The sequence below is a fragment of the Aureimonas ureilytica genome (assembly GCF_001475935.1).
GTDB lineage: Bacteria > Pseudomonadota > Alphaproteobacteria > Rhizobiales > Rhizobiaceae > Aureimonas > Aureimonas ureilytica_A.
Genome location: NZ_LDQA01000043.1, coordinates 15,713 through 35,315, shown reverse-complemented (window position 1 = coordinate 35,315; position 19,603 = coordinate 15,713). Strand labels below are relative to the sequence as shown.

At 66.7% G+C, this 19,603-nt stretch carries 18 protein-coding genes; 10 read left to right on the top strand and 8 right to left on the bottom strand.

Annotation, left to right across the window (positions count from 1 at the left end; translation table 11 throughout):
* On the bottom strand, positions 1-2,085 hold a 2,085-nt coding region (locus tag NS365_RS16765; RefSeq protein WP_193753465.1), incomplete at its 3' end, for a bifunctional diguanylate cyclase/phosphodiesterase.
* Between the two features lie 479 nt (positions 2,086-2,564).
* Between NS365_RS16765 and NS365_RS16760 the strand changes: the two genes are divergently transcribed.
* Positions 2,565-3,899 (top strand): NAD(P)/FAD-dependent oxidoreductase, encoded by a 1,335-nt coding sequence (locus NS365_RS16760; protein WP_058601446.1) that lies wholly within the window; start codon positions 2,565-2,567, stop codon positions 3,897-3,899.
* Between the two features lie 70 nt (positions 3,900-3,969).
* Here NS365_RS16760 and NS365_RS16755 read toward each other — a convergent pair whose 3' ends face one another.
* The gene (locus NS365_RS16755; RefSeq protein ID WP_058601445.1) at positions 3,970-4,569 is read right to left on the bottom strand and encodes an NUDIX domain-containing protein; all 600 of its coding nucleotides are present in this window, start codon (positions 4,567-4,569) and stop codon (positions 3,970-3,972) included.
* 112 nt (positions 4,570-4,681) lie between these two features.
* Here NS365_RS16755 and NS365_RS16750 point away from each other — a divergent pair, with 112 nt between their 5' ends.
* Entirely contained in the window at positions 4,682-5,437 is a 756-nt protein-coding gene (locus tag NS365_RS16750; protein WP_058601444.1) for a DeoR/GlpR family DNA-binding transcription regulator, read from the top strand.
* A gap of 11 nt (positions 5,438-5,448) precedes the next feature.
* On the opposite strand, the gene NS365_RS16745 is transcribed toward NS365_RS16750, so the two are convergent.
* On the bottom strand, positions 5,449-6,450 hold the full coding sequence (locus NS365_RS16745; RefSeq protein WP_058601443.1) for an AraC family transcriptional regulator: 1,002 nt from the start codon (positions 6,448-6,450) through the stop codon (positions 5,449-5,451).
* A gap of 285 nt (positions 6,451-6,735) precedes the next feature.
* Here NS365_RS16745 and NS365_RS16740 point away from each other — a divergent pair, with 285 nt between their 5' ends.
* The 3 genes from NS365_RS16740 (at position 6,736) to NS365_RS16730 (ending at position 9,923) form a co-directional block, all read left to right on the top strand.
* A complete protein-coding gene (locus NS365_RS16740) occupies positions 6,736-7,926 on the top strand; it encodes a serine hydrolase domain-containing protein (RefSeq protein WP_082684668.1) in 1,191 nt (396 codons plus the stop codon).
* A 261-nt stretch (positions 7,927-8,187) separates the two neighbouring features.
* Complete coding sequence (locus NS365_RS16735) at positions 8,188-9,087, top strand: ROK family protein (protein WP_058601442.1); 900 nt, start codon at positions 8,188-8,190, stop codon at positions 9,085-9,087.
* Positions 9,088-9,131: 44 nt separating this feature from the next.
* Positions 9,132-9,923, top strand: a complete 792-nt coding sequence (locus NS365_RS16730; protein WP_082684667.1) for an inositol monophosphatase family protein — start codon at positions 9,132-9,134, stop codon at positions 9,921-9,923.
* Between the two features lie 80 nt (positions 9,924-10,003).
* Here the strand turns inward: NS365_RS16730 and NS365_RS16725 are convergent, their stop codons facing one another.
* Positions 10,004-11,239 (bottom strand): ROK family transcriptional regulator, encoded by a 1,236-nt coding sequence (locus NS365_RS16725; protein WP_058601441.1) that lies wholly within the window; start codon positions 11,237-11,239, stop codon positions 10,004-10,006.
* 558 nt (positions 11,240-11,797) lie between these two features.
* Between NS365_RS16725 and NS365_RS16720 the strand changes: the two genes are divergently transcribed.
* The 5 genes from NS365_RS16720 (at position 11,798) to NS365_RS16700 (ending at position 17,065) form a co-directional block, all read left to right on the top strand.
* On the top strand, positions 11,798-12,799 hold the full coding sequence (locus NS365_RS16720; RefSeq protein ID WP_058601440.1) for a sugar ABC transporter substrate-binding protein: 1,002 nt from the start codon (positions 11,798-11,800) through the stop codon (positions 12,797-12,799).
* Positions 12,800-13,163: 364 nt separating this feature from the next.
* Positions 13,164-14,222 carry an ABC transporter permease gene (locus NS365_RS16715; protein WP_058601439.1) on the top strand — a complete coding sequence of 353 codons (1,059 nt, stop codon included), beginning with the start codon at positions 13,164-13,166 and terminating at the stop codon, positions 14,220-14,222.
* Positions 14,219-14,998 (top strand): ATP-binding cassette domain-containing protein, encoded by a 780-nt coding sequence (locus NS365_RS16710; RefSeq protein WP_058601438.1) that lies wholly within the window; start codon positions 14,219-14,221, stop codon positions 14,996-14,998. The genes NS365_RS16715 and NS365_RS16710 overlap by 4 nt, the downstream gene beginning before the upstream one ends.
* Before the next feature lie 39 nt (positions 14,999-15,037).
* The gene (locus NS365_RS16705) at positions 15,038-16,042 is read left to right on the top strand and encodes a hypothetical protein (protein ID WP_058601437.1); all 1,005 of its coding nucleotides are present in this window, start codon (positions 15,038-15,040) and stop codon (positions 16,040-16,042) included.
* Positions 16,043-16,048: 6 nt separating this feature from the next.
* Complete coding sequence (locus tag NS365_RS16700; protein ID WP_058601436.1) at positions 16,049-17,065, top strand: carbohydrate kinase family protein; 1,017 nt, start codon at positions 16,049-16,051, stop codon at positions 17,063-17,065.
* Between the two features lie 471 nt (positions 17,066-17,536).
* Here the strand turns inward: NS365_RS16700 and NS365_RS16695 are convergent, their stop codons facing one another.
* The 4 genes from NS365_RS16695 to NS365_RS25225 form a co-directional block, all read right to left on the bottom strand.
* Positions 17,537-17,797 (bottom strand): hypothetical protein, encoded by a 261-nt coding sequence (locus NS365_RS16695; RefSeq protein WP_058601435.1) that lies wholly within the window; start codon positions 17,795-17,797, stop codon positions 17,537-17,539.
* Positions 17,794-18,003 carry a hypothetical protein gene (locus tag NS365_RS16690; protein WP_058601434.1) on the bottom strand — a complete coding sequence of 70 codons (210 nt, stop codon included), beginning with the start codon at positions 18,001-18,003 and terminating at the stop codon, positions 17,794-17,796. The genes NS365_RS16695 and NS365_RS16690 overlap by 4 nt, the downstream gene beginning before the upstream one ends.
* Positions 18,004-18,432: 429 nt before the next feature.
* Positions 18,433-19,194 (bottom strand): helix-turn-helix domain-containing protein, encoded by a 762-nt coding sequence (locus NS365_RS16685; protein WP_153003823.1) that lies wholly within the window; start codon positions 19,192-19,194, stop codon positions 18,433-18,435.
* A 245-nt stretch (positions 19,195-19,439) separates the two neighbouring features.
* The gene (locus tag NS365_RS25225) at positions 19,440-19,571 is read right to left on the bottom strand and encodes a hypothetical protein (RefSeq protein ID WP_275477562.1); all 132 of its coding nucleotides are present in this window, start codon (positions 19,569-19,571) and stop codon (positions 19,440-19,442) included.
* Positions 19,572-19,603 lie beyond the last annotated feature (32 nt).

Here is a 19,603-nt window from a genome sequence, read left to right as displayed (position 1 = left end):
GACGAAGCTGCGGTCGATCTTCAAGCGGTCGATCTTGAACTCGCGCAAATGGGCGAGTGAGGAATAGCCGGTGCCGAAATCGTCCATGGCGATTCGCAGGCCCAGCGCGCGAAGGCTGGTGAGCGTCATGGCGATCTGGTCGCTATGCTCCACCATGGCGGTTTCGGTGATCTCGATCTCGATGCGCGAGGGCGACAGGCGGTGGCGCGCCAGCGCCTGCGCGAACTCGGCGGGCAGCGTGGCGGAGCGCAGTTGCAACGCCGAGACATTGACCGAGACATAAAGCGGGGCCGGCCAGAGCGAGGCCTGCCGGCACGCCTCCTCGATCACCCAGGCGCCGATCTCCGCGATCAGCCCGGAGCGCTCGGCGAGCGGAATGAAGTCGATGGGCGGCACCAGCCCTCGCACGGGATGACGCCAGCGGATCAAGGACTCGAAGCCGCACAGCATCCGGCCGGGCAGGTTGTAGAGCGGCTGATACCAGAGCTCGAACTGACCGAGCGAGACGGCGAGCGACAGGTCCTGTTCCAGCGCCCGCTTGTCGACCTCCTGCTCGCGCATTCCGTCCTGATAGACTTCGAAGCGGTTGCGGCCCGCCGTCTTGGCGGAGTAGAGCGCGAGATCGGCCTTCTGCTGGAGGACCATCGCATCGTCGCCCGGCGCGGCCGTCGCGATGCCGATCGTGCAGCCGACCGTGACGGCATGGCCCGCGATGTCGAAGGGAAGCGCCGCCTGGATGATAATGTCCTGCGCCAGCGCCGCGATCCGCTCCGATGGTGCCCTGAGGAGCACGGCGAGTTCGTCCCCGCCCAGCCGGAAGGCCAGTTCGTCGGGCCGCAGGCAGGATTCCAGCCGGGCCGACAGCTTGTGCAGGAGCTCGTCTCCGACCGTATGGCCCAGCAGATCGTTCACCTTCTTGAAACGATCGAGGTCGATCGAAAGCATGGTGACCTCCCCACGCTCCAAGAAGTCCACGACGCTTTCGGCGAACATGCGCCGGTTCTTGAGGCCGGTCAGCGCGTCGTGGAAGGCCATATGGGCGATGGTCTTCTGCCCGTTGCGCATCTGCGTCACGTCTTCGTAGGTCAGGATCGCCCCGCCGCGCGGCACGGGTTGGCAAACGATGCTAAGCACGACGCCGCTCGCCAGATTCTGTTCGAGGCGCGTCACCGTGTCCTTGCGCATCCAGGCATGATGGTTCTCGATGACGCGTGCGAGGCGCTCCTCGTCCCAGCCGCTGCGCTCTCCGATCGTGGAGAGGAAGTCGCGCAGCGACATGCCGGCCTTGAGCGCTTCTGGCGTCAGGCCGAAGAGCTGCCCGACGCGCTCGTTGACCAGCGTCAGGACGCCGCCGGGCGAGAGCATGGCGAGCCCGTTCGACATATTGGCGAGCGCATCGGCGGCGGTGGCGCGCGCCTTGGTGTCGATGAAGCTGCAGGCAAAGCCCGAGCCGACGATGATGAGACCGACGCAGCCGACCGAGACGGCCAGCGCGCGCATGGCGTCGGGATCGGAGAAGGAACCGTCCACCAGCATGGGCGTCACCTGGAACGCTGTCATCCCGGTGAAATGCAGGCTGATGATGGAGAGGAAGAACAGGGCGGTCGCCCCATGCGACCCCATGCTCTCGCGCTCCAGCCGGCGCGCCGTATCGAGCGCCGCAGCTGCCAGGACGCAGGCCAGGATAATCGAAGCGATCATGAACGATCGGTCCCAGGTCACGAGCCCCTGAACCCGGTAGGCGAGCATCCCGATATAGTGCATCAAGACGATCGACAGGCCGACGATCGCCCCGCCGAAGGCCGGCGCGGCCCCGCCCCGCCCCGTCGCCGCGAGGAATCCAAGCGCTGAGCCCGCCATGGCGATCAGCAGGGACACGATGGTGAGAACCGGGTCGAAGCTGATGGGCAGCCTGGGCTCGTAGCCGAGCATCGCGACGAAATGTGTGCACCAGATGGACGCGCCGGTCACGAAGGCGGCCAGCATGATCCAGGCGACCTTCTCCATCGATCGCGCCGTGGCCGCGCGCAGGAACAGACGCACCATGGCCCAGGAGCCGGAGCCGCAGATGACAGCAGCTATCAACACCAACCAAAGGTTATGCTGATAGTATATACATCCGATGACGGTCATCATGCTGGAATCAGCTCTTGATCATGCCGGGTTGAGACTGAAATCTCGAGTCGTCGGCGGTTTTGCCGCCTGCGAACAGTTTGCCGACGATATATTGGGTGAGACGTAACATAGAGCTTAAAGTTTGCTGCATTGAGCAAACCATCGGGGGACAGTCGGCGCTGTCTTTTGTCGCATGTCGCGAGGCGACTTGTTTCGGGAGAACGCAGGCCCTGCGATCGCCCGCCCGCAGGGCCGGCAAGCGCGTGGGCGGGCCCTGCGTGGCGCGTTCCCCGAGGGGCCGCGGGGCGAGACGCCAGCTGGACGCCTCGCTTCGGCATTTCCTGCCGTTCTCGAGAAGGATTCGGCCTCATCCAGCGGCATGGGCGGGCCAAACTGAGCCATCCGCATTGCGGCTGCCGCGATGGCCATGACGATCGAAAGAACCAGCCATGCCGATTGACGTTCAACGGGTTCACAACAGCGCCGAGTTTCCCGCTCGCGTCGATGTCGTGGTGATCGGCGCGGGCATTGTCGGCGCGTCCACCGCCTATGAACTGGCGCGCAAGGGAATCTCGGTCGCGCTTCTGGAAAAGGGCATTGTGGCCGGCGAGCAGTCGGGGCGCAACTGGGGCTGGGTGCGCCAGCAGAACCGCGCCCTGCACGAGTTGCCGCTGGCCATGTACAGCCTCCGGCGCTGGGGCGAGTTGGGCGAGGAGATCGGGGCGGATCTGGGCTTCCGCCGCACCGGCTCGCTCTACGCCACCAAGGACCCGAACGAATACGCCCGCTGGGAAAAGTGGAGCGCGGACGCCAGGGGCCTCGGCTTCACCAACCGGATGCTGAGCCAGGCCGAGGTGCGCGAGCGCATGAAGGGCAGCACCAATGCCTGGATCGGCGGCATCTGGACCGACACGGACGGTCGCGCCGAGCCCGGCATGGCCGCGCCGGCGATTGCCGAGGGCGCCAAGGCCAAGGGTGCGTACCTGCATCAATCCTGCGCCGTGCGCGGGCTCGACATCGCCAATGGACAGATCAAGGGCGTCTGGACCGAGCGCGGGCTGATCCAGGCGGACGCGGTGGTGCTGGCGGGCGGCGCGTGGAGTTCGCGCTTTCTGCGCCGCCACGGCATCGACCTGCCCGTCGCCAATATCGAAGGCACGGCGGTCCGGACGACGCCGATCCCCGAGGTGGCCGATGCCGGCTGCATCACGGGCGCGGGATACGCGCTGCGCCGCCGTCTCGACGGCGGCTACACGATCGCGGTGCCCGGCCACGGCGTCGTCAATCTGGCCCCGCAGGGCATTCGCTACGCCGCGAAATTCCGCGAAATGATGAAGGCCAAGATCGCCAAGAAGATCGAGTATCGGCTCAACGGCCAGTTCTTCAACGGCCCGGATGCCTGGGGCCGCTGGGATTTCGACAAGATCTCGCCCTTCGAGAAGACCCGCGTCATGGACCCCGCGCCCCAGAAGCAGCTGGTGGAGGAGGCGATCCGGGCTTTCGTGGCCGACTTCCCTTCCGTCCAGGGCGTCGGCGTCGCCTCGGCCTGGGCGGGCCTCATCGACACTTCGCCCGACCTCGTGCCCGTCGTCTCCAACTCGGACGCGATCCGGGGCCTCACCATCGCCACCGGCTTCAGCGGCCATGGCTTCGCCCTCGGACCCGGCGCGGGGCGGCTCGCCAGCGAGATGGTGACGAACGAGACGCCCTTCATCGAGATCGACGCCTATCGCTTCAACCGCTTTTCCGATGGTTCGGCGGTGAAGCGGCCGGAGATGATGTAGGCGTCGCTTCGATCGCGCACCCAAAACCAAGGGACACGGGCGAGCCAGGGCCGCCCGTGACCACCCGCTATTACGCGGCCTGCGCCGTGGCGGAAAAAAGGTTCAGCGCGGCATATTGCAGGAGCATGATCGTCTTGCCGTCGCGGATCGCGCCCGCCGCGATCAGGCCCATCGCCTCCTCGATGGTGAGTTCCAGAACGTCGATATCCTCGCCTTCCTCCAGGAGGCCGCCGCCCTCGGACGCGCGGTCGCCTGCCTCGTAGCGCGCCACGAAGAAATGCAGGCGCTCCGTTACCGAGCCGGGGCTCATGAAGGCGTCGAAGACTTCTCTGACATCGCGCACCCGAATCCCCGTTTCCTCCTCGGTCTCAGCGCGGATGCGCTCTTCCGGCGAGGCCTGATCCAGAAGCCCGGCGGGAGTCTCGATCAGGAAATCGTCGTGCCCGTTGACGAAGGCTGGGTAGCGGAACTGCCGGACCAGGATCACGGTCCGCCGCTCCGGGTCGTAGAGAAGGATCGTCGCGCCATTGCCCCGGTCGTAGGTCTCGCGCGCCATGCGCTGCCAGCTGCCGTCGCCGCGCTGGTAGGACAGGACGGTTTTCTTCAGAACGAACCAGTCGTCCGACAGAAGCGTGACGTCCTCCACGCGGACACGATGGGCGATGCTCATGGGGCTTGGGTCTCCGGCTGGAGCGAAAGCGGGACGCCTCGCCCTCTGGAATGGCGCAATGTTTCGTGCAATATCGTGCGGAGTCAAGAAACTTCGTGCATTGGACGGTGCGATGCTGACGAGCGAACGCAAGGCGCTGATCCAGACGGTTTTGCTGCGGGACGGTCGTGTGGTGGCCAAGAGCCTCGCGCAGGAACTCGGCCTGTCGGAGGACACGATCCGGCGCGACCTGCGCGAACTCGCCAGCGAGGGGCTTTTGCAACGGGTGCATGGCGGGGCCTTGCCGGCCTCGCCGGCCGTTGCCGATTTCGCCCGGCGCGAGGAAAGCGGGTCGGCCGCCAAGCTGGCGCTGGCGCGCGCGGCGGCCGCTCTGATCCGGCCGGGGCAGATCGTGTTTCTGGATGGCGGCACGACGAATGTGCAGCTGGCGCGCCACTTGCCGCGCGATCTCAGCGCCACGATCGTCACCCATAGCCCGAGCATCGCGGTCGAGCTGGTTCAGCACCCGCATCTGGATGTCGAGCTGATCGGCGGACGCTTGTTCAAGCATTCGATCGTCGCGGTCGGCGCGGCTTCCGCCGAGGCCATCTCCCGCATTCGCGCCGACGTCTATGTCATGGGCGTCACGGGCCTGCACCCGGAGGCGGGCGCGACCACGGGCGACAGCGAAGAAGCATCGATCAAGCGGCTGATCGCGCGCCAATCGGCCGAGACGATCGTGCTCGCCACGGAGGAGAAGCTCGGCGCGGCCTCGGCCTATTGCATCGTGCCGATCAGTGAGATCGCAAGCCTCGTCACGCAGGCGAGCGTCTGCGATGAGAAACTCGCCCCCTTGCGCGCCGCCGGGCTGGAGATCGTGAGCGCCTGACGTTGATCCCGTCAGCGCCGCAGCGTGGCGGAGGGTGCTTCGCCGAAGCGCTGGCGATAGGCGCGGGCGAAGTCGCCCTTGTTGATATAGCCCCAGGCGGCGGCGATCTCGGCCACGGTCTGGCCCGGCAGGGCGGTTTCGAGGTCGCGCCGGACGCGCTGGAGCCGCTGCTCTCGCAGGAACTGGCTGGGCGTCGTGCCGCGAAACCGGCGAAAGGCTTCGGTCAGGCTTCGCAGACTGGTGCCGGCCGCGCGTGCGACCTCGGCCATGGTCGGAAGGTCGGCCGCGTGCTCGGACATATAGGCTTCGGCCGCCCGCACCACGCGGGGCGCCAGCGCATGGCGGGGGTCGGACAGGTCGAGCCCGGCGCGCGACGCCCATTCGTTGAGAAGATGGACGCAGATCGTTTGTTCGAGGTGGCGGCCCACGCGATCATGCGCCAGCCGATCCGGCGCTTCGGCGATGCAGCGCATCACATAGTCCATCAATATCAGCCAGCTCGACCCCTGCCCGCCCAGCCCGCATTTGAAGCGCCACAGAGCATCGCCCGGCACGAAGCCGAACCAGTCGTGGCAGACCTGTTCCAGAACGGCGTGCGGAATGGTGAGGTTGAGCTGGAGATGGGCGGGGTCGAAATCGACGTGATAATCGGTGCGGCTGCAATCCACCACGAAGCTTTCGCCGTAGCCCGTGTTCACCGCGCCGCCATCGTCCAGCCGATGGCTGGCATTGCCGCCAATCGTGGTCAGCACCACCGCGTTGCCGGCCTCCTGCGACCAGTCGCGAATCCCGACGGGAATACCATAGGCGAAGCGCGTGACGATGATGCGGCCGACCATGGCCGAATGCATGGTGGATTGGGGGCGGATCAGCTTTCCGGTGGGCGAGACGTCATAGGGCATATAGACCCGCCGCGACCACTCGCCGATCTCGTCCCAGTCCTTCGAGAAGACCTTATGATGCTGGCGGATCGCCCGCCCATGCGCGTCGAACAGAAGGGCATCGCGCAGCATGGACTGTCCTTTTTCCAATCCGAACCCCGATCGTTTGCAGGCTAACGGACGAACGGGTTCGACGGCAACTCCGGCTTGAAAGCGTGTTTAACAAACCGGCCAGGGTTGTCCGGATGATCGGCCGGAGAGGCATCTTCCGCCGATCATCGACAGGATCTGCCGGTTTCCGACAGAGCGGTGCGCACGAATGACGTAAACGTAAGCGCTCTGTCGAAGCCGTTTTCCAGGACGCCGAGCGGGCGTCGGGCGATGGCCCTCGACGATCGGCATGAAGGGAGAATGATCATGACCGAATTGCAGAAAGCCGTTGGGACCGTGCTCACCAGTGCCGTCGCCTCCAAGCCGGGCGTGCCGGGCGTTGCTGCCGTCGTGACCGATCGCGCGGGCAATCTGTTTCAGGGCGCGGCGGGCAAGCGGGCGCTGGGCGGGGAGGCCGACATGACGCCCGACAGCGTCTTCGCGATCTTCTCGACCACCAAGGCGATCACCGGCACGGTGGCGCTTCAGCTCGTGGAAGAAGGACGGCTCGACCTCGACGCTCCGGCCAGGACCTATGCGCCCGCCATCGGCGAGCTTCAGGTGATCGACGGGTTCGAGACCGACGGCACGCCCCGGCTGCGCGCGCCCAAGCGCGACATCACGACGAGGATGCTCCTGCTTCACACGGCGGGCTTTGCCTACGACTTCTTCAACGAGACCTATCACCGCCTCGCCAGGGAGCAGGGCCAACCGAGCGTCATCACGTCCTCGCTTGCCTCGCTTCGCACGCCGCTTCTGTTCGACCCCGGCGATGCCTGGGAATACGGCACCAATATCGACTGGGCGGGGCAGGTGATCGAGGGCATCACCGGCTCTCGCCTCGGCGACGCCATGAAGACGCGCGTCTTCGAGCCGCTCGGCATGGAGGATACGGCCTTCACCATGACGCCCGCCATGCGCGAGCGCCGCGTGACCATGCACCAGCGCGACAGTTCGGGCGTGCTGACGCCGCTCGGCGATTTCGAGTTGCCGCAGGACCCGGAAGTCCACATGGGCGGCCACGGCCTGTATTCGACCGCGCTCGACTACGCCAAGTTCATCCGCATGTGGCTGAACGACGGCGACGGCCCGCATGGGCGCGTCCTGAAACCCGAGACGGTCGCCATGGCCGAGCGCAACGGGCTCGGCGACATGAAGATCAAGGCGCTGCCGGGCGTGATCCCGAGCCTGTCGAACGAAGCCGAGTTCTTTCCCGGAATGCCGAAATCCTGGGCCCTCACCTTCATGATCAACGACGAGGACGCCCCGACCGGACGCCCCGCCGGCTCGCTCGCCTGGGCGGGTCTTGCCAATCTCTATTACTGGATCGACCGGAAGAACGGCATCGGCGGCTTCTGGGCGACGCAGATCCTGCCCTTCGCCGATCCCGCCTCGGTGGGCTTCTATCTCGAACTCGAATCGGAGGTCTATCGCACGCGCGCTTCGCGCGCAGCCTGAGGCCTCCGTATCCCCCCGGATGCCGTCCGTCCCCACCGGACGGCATCCGGTTCCCCGTTTCGCATCCCCGCTCTGGAGATCCCGTGCGCGGGAATTGGCCTCGCGCGCTTTCCGTTGGACGCTTCGCGTTTGGCGCTTTGCGCGCGGCCATGCCTCGCTTAGGCTCCGCCCGGCGAATCGGGTTCCCCGGCGAGCGCCTTCGGGAGGAGGGTGCGGCCGATCAGCGGGAGCCGGCTCGAACCGGGGAGGCGGGGCAGGCGCATGTTGATCGGTATCGACTGGGGCGGCACGAAGATCGAGGGCGTCGCTCTCCTGCCCGATGGCACCGAGCTGGCGCGCGAGCGGCGCGACACGCCGCGCCACGACTATTTCGGCTGCATCGACATGATCGGCGCGATCATTTCCGACATGGAGGCCAAGACCGGCCAGCGCGGCACGATCGGCATCGGCATTCCCGGCTCGCTGGAGCCCAAATCGCGCCTCGGAAAGGGCGCGAGTTCCACCTGGCTGCTCGGCCGCCCGGTGGAGAAGGACCTGACCGAGCGGCTGGGCCGCGAGGTGCGCGTCGAGAACGACGCCGACTGCCTGGCCGCCTCCGAAGCGGTGGACGGCGCGGGCGCGGGACACAATGTCGTCTTCGCGGTGATCCTGGGCAGCGGCGCGGGCGCGGGCATCGCGGTCGGCGGGCGCGCCCATCACGGGCCGAACAATTCGGGCGGCGAATGGGGTCACAACCCCCTGCCCTTCCCCAACCAGTCCGAACTGCCCGGCCGCCCCTGCTATTGCGGCAAGCATGGCTGCCTGGAAACCTGGGTCTCCGGCCGCGCCTTCGAGGCGGAGTTCGCTCTCCATACGGGCACCGAGCGCAAGGCGGCCGAGATCATGGCGATGAAGCGCGGCGGAGACCGGCTCGCCGGCCTGCTCTGGACCCGCTATGTCGACCGCGTGGCGCGTGGGCTGTCCGTCGTCGTCAACGCGCTCGACCCCGATATTTTCGTGATGGGCGGGGGCATGTCCAACGTGCCCGAGCTTTATGACGAGCTGCCGCCCATGATCGCGCGCTATACGTTCTCCACCGTCTTCCACACGCCGGTCGTCCCATCGCGGCACGGCGATGCCAGCGGCGTGCGCGGCGCCGCGTGGCTCTGGAAGGACGGATAAAGACCGCTCCCCTTTCTCATCCTCCCGCAACGGACCCAAATTCCATGACGCCTTCCGAACTCGACGCGCGCTTTGCCTTCGCCGAAGCTCTGGTGCGCGAGGCCGGCGCGCTCGCGCTCGACTATTTCCGCCGGCTCGAAAGCCTCACCATCCGCTCCAAGGGCTTGCAGGACATGGCGAGCGAGGCCGATGTCGGCGTCGAAACCATGATCCGCGAGCGCATCGCAGACGCCTTTCCGCAGGACGCGTTCCTCGGCGAGGAAACCGGGCGCACGGAGTTCGCCGGGGATCAGGGCATCTGGGTGGTGGACCCGATCGACGGCACGCAGCCTTTCGTGAGCGGCATGTCGAGCTGGTGCGTCTCCATCGCCTTCGTGCAAGGGGGCAAGAACCGCATGGGCTTCGTCTACGCTCCGGCGCGCGACGAACTGTTCACCGGCGGCGAGGGCCATGAGGCCCAGCTCAACGGCCGCCCGATCCACATCAAAAGCGCGGGCTCGGTGAAGGAAGGACTGGTCGCCGCCGGCTATTCCACCCGCCTTCCGCCCGAAACCTTCCTGCCCGCCTTCGAGCGCCTCTTGAAGGCCGGCGGCATGTTCTACCGCGACGGCTCGGGCGCGCTCTCGCTCGCCTATCTCGCGGCGGGTCGGCTCGTCGGCTATGTCGAGCGGCACATCAATTCCTGGGATTGCTTGGGCGCGCTGGCGGTCATCGAGGCGGCGGGTGGCCAGTCGAACGACTTCCTGGCCGATGACGGCCTCTGGAACGGCAACGCGCTCGTCGTCGCCTCGCCCGAACTCTATCCCGCGCTGGAGGCGATGTTCTTTCAGGATTGAGCGCGCGGCCCCTTTCGGCGAATCGAGTTGTCAGCGGCCAACCCGATTCGCTGGAAACGAAATCGTTCTGGGGAAACCTGTCAGGCCGCTTCCAGCCATTGCCGGTAGCGGGCGAGGAACGGGTCGGCCCCGGCAGAACTCAGCGCCAGCTCGCGCGCGCAATGCGCCGCGCCGATCAGCGAGGCTTCGGGCACGGGCAGCGCCGCCGTGATGGTGAGATCGCGCACGGCGAGCGGCAGGCAGCGCCGGGCCACCGTCTCGCGGATCGGCCGCAGAAGGACTTCACCCGCGCGCGCCAGCGTGCCGCCGATGACGATGCGCTCGGGGTTCAGCACCGCGACGACATGGCCGAGCGCCTCGCCGGCCGCCGCCCCCGCCGCCCGCACCAGCGCCAGGGCCTCCGGCCGTCCGGCCTCGACATGGGCGATCACGTCGCGCGCGTCGCGCGCCTCCAGCCCTTGGGCGCGCAGGTCGCGCGCCAAGGCCCAGCCCGCCGCGCGCGCCTCGAAACAGCCGATCTTGCCGCAGCGGCAGAGCGGCGCGCCGGGCTCCAGAAACTGCATATGGCCGATATCGCCCGACGCGCCGCGCGCGCCGCGCTGAAGCCGGCCATTGGCGACAATCCCTGAGCCGATGCCCGTGCCCATCTTCACGAAGAGGAAATCGTCGGGCCGTTCGGGCAGCCGGCGATGCTCGAAGATGGCCAGAAGGTTGACGTCGTTCTCGGCCGCCACCGGCGCGTCGTAGCGCACACGCAGCCAGTCTCCCAAAGGGAAATCGTCCCAGCCGGTGAGGATCGAGGGGCCATAGACGCGCCCGAGGCGATGATCCACCGGCGCGGGCAAGCTGAGGCCGACCGCGGCGACGAAGCGCCGCCCGCCGAGATCGGCCAGAAGCCGGCCGAAGCCCATGGCGAGCCGCTCCATCGCCGCCTCCGGCCCGTCCGCGATGCGGAAGGGCACCAGTTCCTGGATCAGCACCGCCGGCGCGAGATCGGTGACGGCCAAGCGCATATGCGTCTCGCCCATGTCGGCGGTCAGGAGAACGCCCGCACCGGGGTCGAGGCCGAGCAGCCGCGTCGGCCGCCCGCCGCTCGGCACGGCGCTTCCCTCCTCGCGCACGAGGCCGGCGGCCTGAAGCGCCGACAGGCGCTGCGCCAGGGTCATGCGAGAAAGGTTCGTCGCCTCGGCCAAGGCCGCGCGCGAGATCCCCTCCCCGGCCGCCGCGACCGTGCTGAGAACCGAGCCGCAGACGCTGAGACTGGCGAGCGATGTGTCGGACAGTGGGGCTGCGAGGCTCAGAATCCGTCTTTCCAAAACAGGGCCGTGCGCCCTTGAAGCCTCGACTATGCAATCGGAGGCGGCGTCGCGCCAGTGACAATCCGTCAGCCAGTGCGGCGCAACATGCTTTTGTCTGAATCTAGACAAAAGACGCTTGCAATCGTTCGGCAACCGATCCTAACATCTCGTTATACCAGCCGGCGTCTTCGGACGACGGCAGCGCGAACCGGCCCGACAAGAGCGCCGGAGCATGGCGGCGAGCTCCTCGCCGCCGGAGGACCAACAGCCGGGCGCCCGCCACGATGGCGGATGCCCCACCCCATCAGCATGTCCGAACGCGGCGGGCTCGCCTCGCCTCGCGGCCGTGCGGCGACATCACAGAGACAGGGCCTGTCCCCACGCGAACACAAGCGCGGGCCAAGCCCCGACATCGCAGACGGCATGCCTGCCCGCCGGTCAGGGGCAGGTCGGGGACGCGTCCATCCGGGCCTCTCGGCCCTGGCGCGCGTTCGTCATCCTGGGGAGGAAGACTTGAGCTTTTCATCGAACCATTCTCGATCGAACCCTTCGCGCGCGCGCCGTCTCGTCGGTCTCATGACCGGCGCGGCGCTGATCGGCCTCGGCCTGACGGCTGGCGCCAGCGCGGCGGACCCGATCAAGATCGGCATCGTCACCAAGACCGACGCCAACCCGTTCTTCGCCAAGATGAAGGAAGGCGCGCAGGCCAAGGCCAAGGAACTCGGCGTCGAGCTGCAAAGCTTCGCCGGCAAGTTCGACGGCGACAACGACACGCAGGTCACCGCCATCGAGAACCTGATCTCGTCGGGCGTCAGCGGCATTCTCCTGGCCGCCAGCGACACCAAGGCCATCGTTCCGGTGGTGGAGCAGGCCCGCAAGGCCGGCATTCTGGTGATCGCGCTCGACACCCCGCTGGACCCCGCCAATGCCGCCGACGCGACCTTCGCGACCGACAACGTGAAGGCCGGCGAGCTGATCGGCCAATGGGCGGCCAAGACCGTGAAGGACCCCAAGAGCGCGCAGGTCGCCTTTCTCGACGCGATCGAAAGCCAGCCGACCGTGGACGTGGCGCGCGACCAGGGCTTCATGAAGGGCTTCGGCATCGACGTGAAGGACCCCAGCCGCTATCTCGACGAGGACGACAAGCGCATCGTCGGCCATTACTGGGGCAACGGCTCCGAAGAGGGCGGGCGCACGGGCATGGAGACGCTGCTCCAGAAGGACCCGGACCTCTCCGTCGTCTACACGATCAACGAGCCGACGGCCGCCGGCGCCTATGAGGCGCTGAAGGCGGCGGGCAAGGAAGGCGACGTCCTCATTACCTCGGTCGACGGCGGCTGCCCCGGCGTCGAGAACGTCAAGGCCGGCGTCATCGGCGCGACATCCATGCAATATCCGCTGCTCATGGCCTCCAAGGGCGTCGAGGCGATCGTGGAGTTCAAGAAGTCCGGCACGAAGCCCGCGCCGACGCCCGGTCTCGACTTCTTCAACACGGGCGTGACGCTCGTCACCGACAAGCCGGTTCAGGGTCTCGACTCGATCACCTCCGCCGAAGCCTTGAAGAAGTGCTGGGGCTGAGAGCGTCGTATCGCCGTCCGACCCGAGCGCTGCCTGTGCATCGCGCAAGGAGCGCTCGGTAACGGCCCCGGCGGGCGACGAGGCGCCAGGCTCGCCCGTCCGCCCTGCGGCCAACACGCGGAGAGATGGCCGCTGCGAGGTTTCGACCGTCGCTCGTGAGGCCGTCGGGTCGCAAGATCCGACGTCGAGCCGACCGCCAGTCCGCCGCAGCCGCCACCGCCTCGCGCCGTTTTCTTCTCTCGCCGGCGCGCCTTGCCCGGCTCCCAGCGTCCAAGGCCCAAGCGTCGGCCGCCGGGCGGCCCCGTGCCGCCCGGCCCTTTCCCCTCCCCTCCGTCAGGAGACCCGAGCGAATGAGTGCTTCCCAATGAGTGCTTCCGAGGGTTCCCCCGCGCCCGCTGCCGCGAGCGAGGGCTTCGCGCAGTTCGAGGAGGCGGGCCGCACGCCGCTCCGTCGGCTGCAACATCTCCTGCATCGCTACCCGACCATCGTGCCCTTCGTGGTGCTGGGCGTCGGGCTTGTCGTCTTCAGCCTGATCGTGGGCTCGCGCTTCTTCCAGCCTTTCAACCTGTCGCTGATCCTCCAGCAGGTGACGATCATCGCCGTGCTCGGCATCGCGCAGACGCTGGTGATCCTGACGGCGGGCATCGACCTGTCTGTCGGCGCGATCATGATCCTGTGCACCATCGTCATGGGGCATCTGGCCGTCTCGTTCGGGATGCCGCAGGAGGCCGCCTTCGCGGCGGCGCTGCTCGTCGGTTTCGGCTGCGGGGCGATCAACGGCGTGCTCGTCACCTATCTGCGCCTGCCGCCCTTCATCGTGACGCTCGGCACGTGGAGCGTCTTCGGCGCGCTGTTCCTTTACGTCTCCGGCAGCCAGACCATCCGCTCGCAGGTCGTGGCGAGCGAAGCGCCGCTCCTGCAATGGACGGGCGCGGCCGTGACCGTGGCCGGCGCGCGCTTCACCGTTGGCACGGTGCTCATGCTCGTGATCGCGGCCGCCGTCTGGTACATGCTGAACCGCACCGCCTTCGGCCGCCATGTCTATGCCGTGGGCGACGACCCGGAAGCGGCGCGCCTCTCCGGCATCGACGCCAAGCGCACGCTCCTTTCGGTCTATGCGATCTCGGGCCTCATCTGCGCGCTCGGCGCCTGGGTGCTGATCGGGCGCATCGGAGCCATCAGCCCGACCTCGGGCGGCTCGGCCAATCTCGACTCCATTACCGCCGTCGTGATCGGGGGCACCTCGCTCTTCGGCGGGCGCGGCTCCATCGTCGGCACGCTGGTCGGCGCGCTGATCGTCGGCGTGTTCCGCAACGGTCTGGCGCTCGCGGGGCTCGACGCGCTCTGGCAGGAATTCACCGTCGGCCTTCTCATCATCGTCGCGGTCGGTCTCGACCAGTGGATCCGGAGGGTTTCGGCATGAGCCGCTTCGTCCTCGAGGCGCAGGGCTTGCGCAAGCGCTATGGCCGGGTCGTGGCCATGGACGGGGTGGATTTCGATCTGAAGCCGGACGAGATCCTCGCCGTGATCGGCGACAATGGCGCGGGCAAATCCACCATGATCCGCGCGCTGGCCGGCGCGGTGCGGCCCGACACGGGGCGTATCCTGATCGACGGCGAGCCGGTCGGCTTCCGCACGCCGATGGACGCGCGGCGCGCCGGCATCGAAAGCGTGTTCCAGAACCTCGCCCTCTCCCCCGCCCTCTCCATCGCGGAAAATCTGTTTCTCGGGCGCGAAGTGCGTCAGAAGGGCCTCGCGGGCCGTCTCTTCGGCCATCTCGACCTCGCCCATATGGAAGCCGAGGCCCGCCGCCAGCTCGCCGGCCTCGGCCTCACCACGGTTCAGGACATCCATCAGAAGGTCGAAACCCTGTCGGGCGGCCAGCGGCAGGGCGTGGCGGTTGCGCGGGCCTGCGCCTTCGGAGGCCGCGTCGTGATCATGGACGAGCCGACCGCCGCGCTCGGGGTAAAGGAAAGCCGCCGGGTTCTCGATCTCATTCTGGATGTGAAGCGGCGCGGCTTGCCTGTCGTGCTCGTGTCCCACAACATGCCGCACATCTTCGAAGTGGCCGATCGCATCCACATTCACCGTCTCGGCCGCCGCCTCGCCGTGGTCCGGCCCAAAGATTTCACCATGTCCGACGTCGTCGCCTTCATGACCGGCGCGGCCACCCCTCCCACGGACGCCCTGGCCGCCTGACGGCCCCCACGTCCCTCTCCTCCTCAGAAAGGCATTCCGATGTTCGCCGCCAAGCGCATGGACGAAAAGCTCACCCGCGTTCGCCAGGGAACCTACACCCCGAAGGACTTCATCATCGCCGACGCCAAGGATGGCGACATGGCGCTCGGCACCGGCACGGCCGGGCCGGAACTGGATGCCGACGGGCAGCCGACCGGGCGGATGCGCCCGCTTCAGGTCTATCGCGACGGCATGGAGCGCATGCTGGCCTCCGGCCTCATCGACATCATGCTGACCTCGCTGTCCTCGGCCGAATATCTGACGAGGAAGGGCGTCTATAACGGCTCGGACGTGACCGCCGCCGTGCGCCTCAACGATGGCAGCGACATCTGGCACTGGCGCGGGGCGAACTACAAGCACCTGCCGACCGTGCCCTTCCGCACCGCGCGGCTCGACCGGGTGAAGCCCGTGGCCGATCTCGGCCTCTACGCCCTCACCTTCTTCAACGATCTCGATCAGGACCGCCGCTCGCTGGATGCTTATGCCCAGTTCCGCGACGAAGCGCAGGCGGCGGGCGTACGCCACTTCCTCGAAGTCTTCAATCCGCAGTTCGAGGTGAAGACCTCCGGCTCTGACTTCGCGACCTACAACAATGACGCGATCGCGCGCTGCCTCGCCGGCGTCTCCTCGATCGACCGGCCGGAATTCCTGAAGGTCGTCTATAACGGGCCGCGCGCCACGGAAGAGCTGGCCTCCTACGACCCCGGCAATCTCATCGTCGGCATTCTGGGCGGGGCCTCGTCCACGACGCGCGACACGCTGGAAATGGTCAAGCAGGCCGAGAAATACGGCGCGCGCGTCGCTCTCTTCGGCCGCAAGATCTTCTTCGCCGAGGATTGCGAAGAGATCGTGCGCCATATGCGCCTGGTGATCGAAGAGGACGTCTCCTCCGAGGAGGCTACCAAGCGCTATCACGACGCCCTCCAGAAGAAGGGCATCCGCTCCAAGAAGTCTCTGGAAGACGATCTCGAAGTCACCGACCCCTCGCTCAAGATGGGAGCCTGAGTTCTTATGGAGGCGGCAAGACGAGGATTTCTGACGGCCGGAACCTGGTGCGCCGACCATAACAAGTTGGTCGAGCGCTGGCCGGAAGAGGACATGGTCGTCGAGATCCTGTCCGAAAACGTGGAAGGCGGCGGGTCGGCCTGCAATTTCGGCATCGATATTCGCCGCCTCGACCCCGCCATGCCCGTCGATACGATCGGCGTGGTGGGGGATGACGAGAATGGCGAGATCCTGCGCCGGCAGGCGCTGGAGGCGGGGATCGGCATTGCCGGATTCCATGTCGTGCCGGGCGGGCGCACCAACTTCACCGACGCCTACAGCGTGCGCTCCACCGGGCGGCGCACGCATCTCTTCCATCAGGGCACGAGCGCCTTGCTCTCGCCGGAGCATTTCGACTTCTCCGCCTCCACCGCGCGCATCCTGCATCTCGGCCTGCCCGGCATCCATGCGAAGATGGACGGGCCGTGGGAGGGCGAGGCCAATGGCTGGCTGCATGTGCTGAAGGCGGCGCGCCGCGCCGGGCTTCAGACAAACCTGGAGCTTCTGCAGATCGCGCCCGAGCGACTGCGCGCCATTGTCGAGCCGTGCCTCGGCGCGCTCGACCTTCTCGTGATCAATGATTTCGAGGTCGGCGCGATCACCGGAACGGTGACGACGCTGCAGGGCGCGACGGATGTCGAGGCCTGCCGGGCGGCGGGCGCGCGGGTCATGGAACAGGGCTCGATGCAGACCCTCGCCATCCACTTCCCGCTCGGCGCGCTGGCCTTCGAGCGGAACGGCGGGGTCACGCACCGGCCCTCCGTCTCCGTGCCGCAATCGGAGGTGAAGGGCGCGAACGGGGCGGGCGACGCCTTTGCCGCCGGCTTCGTCTATGCGCTGCACGAGGGCTGGGACGTGGGCGATGCGCTGCGCCTCGCCCATGCCACGGCCGCCGCCTCGCTGCGCGATGTCGGCACCACCACCACGGTGGAGTCCTGGCGCGGTTGTCTCGACCTTGCGGACCGTTGGGGCTGGCGGAGCTGAGTTCAGCTCACGGACGTTTCTTGTGTTATCTCGCGCGCGAATGTCGAGCCGTTGCGGTTTGCCGCCGGGTCTTGGCGTTTGCGCGTCTCATTCCCTGTAAATTTCTGTTCTAATTGATTTTTTATCTGCCTGCTTCTCCTGGGACGGTGATCTCCCTCCCCGCCGAAACGAGGGCCATTCACAGAGAGGGCTGAGAACGATGCCTCGGTCAGGGCCCAACCGCCAGCATATCCGCACCATCGGCTCCGTCCAGAACCGCGACCATCCGTTCGGCGTCTTCGCGGCGCATCTGCGTCATGCGTCTGCGATTCACCACCAGGATGTTTCCGGTGGAAGAGAGGATTACCGCCCAGCTCTTCTCACCCTCGTGTCTGACCTCATAGAGGGAAGGCTGAGGAAGCGGCTTTCTCGCGGCTGAGAACAAGCCGCTCCAGAAGCCTCGCGCAGCCGTATGGCAGCGACCAGCCATCCTCACAGAACCTGCGTCTTGGGAAATCCGGCGCTGCGATAGAGAGCGTCGATCTCCGCCCCATCGTAGCGATGATCCGGCGTGTCGATCGCGCAGTGGAAGCGCTTCTCGCTGGTATCCAAGACGACGAAGTGTACGGCCTCGGTCAACGAAGCGAAGCGGCGATAGCGAATGGCCCCTTTCGGCGCGAGGCGGCGTCCCGACTGCGACCAGAAGACATCGGCCTGCAGCCCGAAATCGATGGGCAGCGAGGGCGCGCTCATCGCTTTGTCGCCTGCGTGAGATCGGGAAGGCGAATGGCGGCCTGATCGTCGCGCTCGCGGCGGGCTTCGCGCAGAAGAGCGGCCTTGGTCCGTGTCGCCTGGGCAGCCTGCGTGACGGACTCGAACGTCGTGGCCCCCGGCTGTTTTGCGCTGCCCTGCTTGAAGAAGCTGTTGGCCTTGGCGCGGGCTGTGTTGGATGTGGTCATGGGAAGGTCTTTCTGAAGGCCCGCACTGCGACATTTTTTTAATCGCTGCTGCCGTTCTCGACCTCGATTGCTCGACGGCGAAGGGGTTCGATCTTTTAGAAGACATCACGGCGGCGAGACAACAAGCATCGACCTAGCCTGTGACGGCCGAAGCATGAGGTCAGGAACGAAGACTGTGCGGGTTCTGGAGCTTGAAATCGTCCCAGCCGTAGAAAGCTTGGCGGATCAATCGTGAAGGCTTATGCGGCTCCCTCAACCCACAATATGGAGAGCTTTCAGGCTTTAGCAAGGCGTCATCTCGTAAAAGCGAGCATGACTGCCTGTTTGCTCGATTTTTCTCTCAGCTTTGGCAATACGTGAGTCATCGATGAGATGAGGCATCATGCCTCTTCCCTGGCGTCGTCTGCCATCTGGCGACGTATGAATTGCTTATCTGGCCAGCAAGATCGCCTTTCTTCCTTCTCTCCCAAGCCCTTCTTTGGCCAACAGGCCCGGCGGTTTGCTGCCTTGGCCGAGGATCAGAGAAAGATTCATTGGAGATTGGTTATTGGATGACAGGACTGTCACCCCAGTCTGAGCGGGCGAAAGCACGGCCTTGAACGGCAGAGCCGCGGCGGATGGCGTCTCAGCGAGCCAGCGCGCGAGGCTTTTGGCGTCCTCGTAGAAAGGCATCACGAGATCGGTCAGCGTGACGGTGAGCCCGAGGTGCAGCCCACGCGCGTTGCGTCGCACGGCGAGCTGGATATAGCCGAAGCGCACGAGGTCGGCGAGGTAGCGCCGGATCGTGCGAGTGGAGCGGGCCATAACCGCGCCCATCGTACCCTTGGTAATGGCGGTCTGTCGCGACTTGCCGCAGCGCGCGCGCAGAACCTGGAGGAAGGCCTTGGCATGGGGCGTCAGCCGGTCGTCGCGCGCCGCTGTCGTCGCCATTGCGCCGGAATATTGGCGGCTCTCGCGTGGCGCCGAGCGGGCATGGCGAGGCGTGGCCGCAGGCTTTGTGCTGGGACGACGAACGAGGGCCTTGGCTGACGTCGCAAGGCGCTGTGGCTGCGGCTCCGCCCCGATCAGCTCCGAGCGTCGGCGTGCTTCACCCAGCGAGATCAGGCCAGCCTTATGGTCGCGCCAGACCGCAGCACGAGCGAGGAAGTCGGGATGGAGCGCGGCCCCCTCCCCGTCCTCGAACGCATTCATCGGGCCAAGCGCCATCGTTTCGACAGCTCGACCTTTGAAAAGGGCAAGCGCCGACCCTCGCACGCTCAGGGGCGTGCGGGAATGTTCCTCCGACATGGTCTCTCTCCTTGCGCGAGGCAAAGCGAGCCCGTGGCGGGAAGCCGCGTTTCTGCTTGACGATGAGATCGGAGAGAGCTAAACCTGCAAACAGCGACGAATACAGATGAAGGCTCCGGCGGCTCCCGCTTCGGGGCCTTTTTCTTTGCCTATGGCGTCTCCTCGTTGACGATCCGATGCGGCAGGGCGCGCATCACGCTCCCCGCCGCAATTCCTGTGTCAGCCCAGCCCTTGCTGGAATCCGTCGCCGCGCGGCGCAGGGGCGCGTTGGCAGGTGACATCACCTTGCCTCTCCGCTCCCTGCGCCGCCGCG

Coding starts and splice junctions, on each gene's coding strand:
- NS365_RS16760 (WP_058601446.1), top strand. CDS start 2,565: ATGCCGATTGACGTTCAACGGGTTCACAACAGCGCCGAGTTTCCCGCT.
- NS365_RS16755 (WP_058601445.1), bottom strand. CDS start 4,569: ATGAGCATCGCCCATCGTGTCCGCGTGGAGGACGTCACGCTTCTGTCG.
- NS365_RS16750 (WP_058601444.1), top strand. CDS start 4,682: ATGCTGACGAGCGAACGCAAGGCGCTGATCCAGACGGTTTTGCTGCGG.
- NS365_RS16745 (WP_058601443.1), bottom strand. CDS start 6,450: ATGCTGCGCGATGCCCTTCTGTTCGACGCGCATGGGCGGGCGATCCGC.
- NS365_RS16740 (WP_082684668.1), top strand. CDS start 6,736: ATGACCGAATTGCAGAAAGCCGTTGGGACCGTGCTCACCAGTGCCGTC.
- NS365_RS16735 (WP_058601442.1), top strand. CDS start 8,188: ATGTTGATCGGTATCGACTGGGGCGGCACGAAGATCGAGGGCGTCGCT.
- NS365_RS16730 (WP_082684667.1), top strand. CDS start 9,132: ATGACGCCTTCCGAACTCGACGCGCGCTTTGCCTTCGCCGAAGCTCTG.
- NS365_RS16720 (WP_058601440.1), top strand. CDS start 11,798: ATGACCGGCGCGGCGCTGATCGGCCTCGGCCTGACGGCTGGCGCCAGC.
- NS365_RS16715 (WP_058601439.1), top strand. CDS start 13,164: ATGAGTGCTTCCGAGGGTTCCCCCGCGCCCGCTGCCGCGAGCGAGGGC.
- NS365_RS16710 (WP_058601438.1), top strand. CDS start 14,219: ATGAGCCGCTTCGTCCTCGAGGCGCAGGGCTTGCGCAAGCGCTATGGC.
- NS365_RS16705 (WP_058601437.1), top strand. CDS start 15,038: ATGTTCGCCGCCAAGCGCATGGACGAAAAGCTCACCCGCGTTCGCCAG.
- NS365_RS16700 (WP_058601436.1), top strand. CDS start 16,049: ATGGAGGCGGCAAGACGAGGATTTCTGACGGCCGGAACCTGGTGCGCC.
- NS365_RS16695 (WP_058601435.1), bottom strand. CDS start 17,797: ATGAGCGCGCCCTCGCTGCCCATCGATTTCGGGCTGCAGGCCGATGTC.
- NS365_RS16690 (WP_058601434.1), bottom strand. CDS start 18,003: ATGACCACATCCAACACAGCCCGCGCCAAGGCCAACAGCTTCTTCAAG.
- NS365_RS16685 (WP_153003823.1), bottom strand. CDS start 19,194: ATGAATGCGTTCGAGGACGGGGAGGGGGCCGCGCTCCATCCCGACTTC.
- NS365_RS25225 (WP_275477562.1), bottom strand. CDS start 19,571: ATGTCACCTGCCAACGCGCCCCTGCGCCGCGCGGCGACGGATTCCAGC.